This is a genomic window from Tamlana crocina, assembly GCF_012037625.1.
In genome coordinates this window covers 1-305 of the sequence record NZ_JAAVJS010000743.1, presented here as the reverse complement: position 1 = coordinate 305, position 305 = coordinate 1, and the positions used below count along the sequence as shown (strand labels likewise).

Here is a 305-nt window from a genome sequence, read left to right as displayed (position 1 = left end):
AGATCAATAATATAAAAACTTTTAACCGGCTTAATCTGAATGGCGAACGCAGTATCGACTTCATTCTCGAAAACGATATCGTCTTCAATAAAAAGTTCCTGCCATTCCATCCTAACGGAATGAAATTCACAGCGCTCCTTTCCTCCGGAAAAACCACCTCCTCCACCTTCTACTCCATCGGCGGCGGATTTGTAGTTAAGGAAGAACGCAAGAATGCCAAAAAACAGCTGAAGAAGTTCAAGGAGTTTCCATTCCCAATTGTAAAAGGAACAGACCTGTCCGCATTTTGTAAGCAGGAGAACAAA

At 42.0% G+C, this 305-nt stretch carries 1 protein-coding gene; it reads left to right on the top strand.

Annotation, left to right across the window (positions count from 1 at the left end):
* Positions 1 to 2: 2 nt before the first annotated feature.
* The coding region (locus tag HC176_RS18810) for a serine dehydratase beta chain (protein ID WP_342448728.1) at positions 3 to 305 on the top strand (303 nt) is incomplete at its 3' end.